The following is a 2899-nucleotide window of genomic DNA, read 5'->3' as shown; positions in this document are numbered from 1 at the left end:
GTTTCGTCACAGCAACCTCATCCCAACAACCCCAACGCCTTCGCCCGCGCCACGGCCTGGGTGCGGCGCTCCACGCCGAGTTTACTGTTGATATGGCTGGCGTGGGTTTTCACCGTGTGCAGCGAAATGAACAATTGCTCGCTGATCTCCTGGTTGGAACAGCCCTGGGCGATCAGTTGCAACACCGCGCGTTCACGGCTACTGAGGGTCTCGACCGGCGTCATGGATTCGGTGGCTGGCGTCGCCGCCGATGGCAAGGATTCGAGCAGTTGTTGGCGCAAATCGCTGGGCGGTGCCTGCAACAGTTGCTCGCGCAGCCACTCGGGATGTTCTTTCAACAACCACTCGAAAGGTTGCAGCACCCCGCCGATGGCGGCCTCGAAGGCTTGGGCAAGGGCGTTTCGTGCCTGCGGCTCACGCTCCACAGCGAGCAGCAAGGCGACCTTCTGATTGAGCACCATGACGCTGAGCATTTGCCGCCCGGTTTGCTGCGCGTGCTCCAGCAACGCATCGAGGCGCCCTTCGGCTTGCATCGGTTGCCCGCGGATGGACTCCAGCAAGGCCTGTTGCAGTTCCACGTGCAGTGGCAGTTGCGGATGGAATTCCGGAGGCGCGGCAGCCCGTTCGCCGGTGTAGGTCTGTCCCAGTCGCGCCAACCAGGCTTCGGCCAGCTCGGTGCGGCCCTGGGCAAGCCAGAGCTCGCATTTGACCAGGGTGATCATCGCCAGGTAATACACCGGCGGAACGTCCCAGATATGCATCAGGCGCTCAGCCTCGGCCAGTTCGGCAAAGGCCCGGGCGAACTCGCCGTTGTAGCCTTCGACCCGTGCAATCACGCAATGGCCGATCAACACGCTGATGTCACGGCAGGCCCTGGCTTCGGTCAGGCCGGCTTGCAACCGTGCCAATCCAGCCTGGGACTGCATGCGCAGGGTCAGCAGAAATCCCTCATACAGGACCAAACGCGCTCGCACCGCGTACAACCGTTGTGGCGACAAACCCTGCAGACGTTGCAGCCCTTGTCTCACCTCTTCGAGCGCCCGCAGGATTTCCCCCCGGGCTTGCAGTACCCGGGCCCGATCGTAATGGGCCAGGGCCTCGAAGAGCGGATTGCCGACCCGTTGCGCCAGCTCCAGGGAGTCTCGATTCAAGGCACGAGCCCGCCACAAGTCGCCATCGGCAATCGCCAGGTTCGACAGCGTGGACAAGCACATCAGGCGTTGGCCATAGCGTTTTTGCGGCAGGCTTTCCAGGGCTTCGGTGCAATAGCGCAACGTGGCCGCGCGGTCGCCACGCCCTCGGGCAACAATGCCGCTCAGGGCGAGCCATTGCGCGAGCATGGACTTTTGCGCAGTGGCCGATGGGGCCGGCAGGAAGCGGCTCAAGTGTGCGGCCAACTCCTCGGCGGCATCCAGTTGGCAGGCCAGGCCCAGCGCCCAACTGTAGAGCACGATCAACCTCGGGGTGCTGATGAGCAGGCTGTCGGGCAAGTCCATTTTCCAGCGCAGCAACATGCCGACGTTCTGTTCGGCCAGCAGTTGCTCCTCTGACAGGTTCTGCACGAGGTTCGCCGCCACGTCCAGGTGCCCGGCCCGCAGCGCCTGCTCTACGGCTTCGTCGATCAAGCCCTGGGCGTTGAACCAGCGGCAGGCCCGAAGGTGCAAAGTCGCGGCCGGCACCATGGCCGGCGCACTGGGACGGCTGCGCAACAGGTCGGAAAACAGATGATGGAAACGGTACCAGTGGCCATGTTCGTCCAACGGCACCAGGAACACTTGGTGCGCGGCCAGGTATTGAAGAATTTCCTGACTGTCATGGGCATCGCGCACCGCATCGCACAGTTCGCTGCAGAAGCGCTCTTGCGGGGCGATGTCATAGAGAAACGCCTGCACCTCGGCGGGCAGGCAGTCGATGACTTCCTCCAGCAGGTAATCGCGGATCAGCCCCTCGCCACCGTGCAGGGCCTGGGGAAGTCGCCCTTCGCTGCCGGCCTCGGAAGCGGCGAGCAACCAGAAACGCAGCCCGGCCACCCAGCCTTCGCTGCGCTGGATGAGGCTTTCCAGCGCCTCCCCGCGCAGTGTACTGCTGTGAAGCTGGAGCAAGGTCTGCGCTTCGTCGTGGGTCAGGCGCAGGTCCTGCTCGTTGAGTTCGAGCAACTGTCGCGACAGACGCAAGCGCGCCAGGTGCCAATCCGGCCGCTGGCGGCTGGTGACCAGCACCAGCAGCCCGTCGGGCAGGTGATTGAGGAAAAACTGCAGGCAGCGATCCAGCACCGGGCTCTGGGCAAGATGATAGTCGTCGAGCACGAGCAACAAGGGATTGCGGGGGGACAGGTGCGCCGACAGTTCATCGAGCAGACCGTCGAGCCATTCTTCGAACGCGAAGGGCTGATGGCGCTGGCGCATTTTCAGCAGGCCCAGTGCCCGGCCACCCAGTTGCGGGAAAAACGCCTGGAGCCCTTCGAGCAGCCGCTCCAGGAAACGCCCCGGGTCGTTGTCCCTGGCGCTGAGCCCCAACCAGAGGCTGTGCCAGTGGGCCGGCAAGCCCTGGCAGAACTCCACGGCCAGCGAGCTTTTGCCAAACCCCGCCGGCGCACTCACCAACAGCAACCGGCCACCAAGCCCGGCACCCAGGCGCTCGCACAACCGCGGCCGCACGACATGACCGTCGGGCAAGGGTGGGCGGTAGAAGCGCCCTTCCTGTACCGCGATGGCTGCGCGGGAAGAATCCGGAAGTGAAGACAAATCAGTCATGGCCGGCTCTTGTTGGAATGCGGGTGGCGGCGTTGCAGATGTCCGCAGACTAGCCGTAAACGGAGAGGTATTGAAGGGAGTGCTACAAATGGCTACAAAAAGGCTACAAATGCTTGATCGCTGTCGTGGCGAGGGAGCTTGCTCCC

General features: G+C 63.7%; 1 protein-coding gene. It reads right to left on the bottom strand.

What is annotated here, in order from left to right:
- Positions 1-17 precede the first annotated feature (17 nt).
- Positions 18-2753, bottom strand: coding sequence for a LuxR C-terminal-related transcriptional regulator (locus OC610_RS24670; RefSeq protein ID WP_264431590.1), 2736 nt, complete (start codon positions 2751-2753; stop codon positions 18-20).
- Between the last annotated feature and the right edge of the window lie 146 nt (positions 2754-2899).

Source organism: Pseudomonas agronomica (assembly GCF_025917275.1).
GTDB lineage: Bacteria > Pseudomonadota > Gammaproteobacteria > Pseudomonadales > Pseudomonadaceae > Aquipseudomonas > Aquipseudomonas agronomica.
This window is presented reverse-complemented; position numbering and strand designations above follow the sequence as displayed.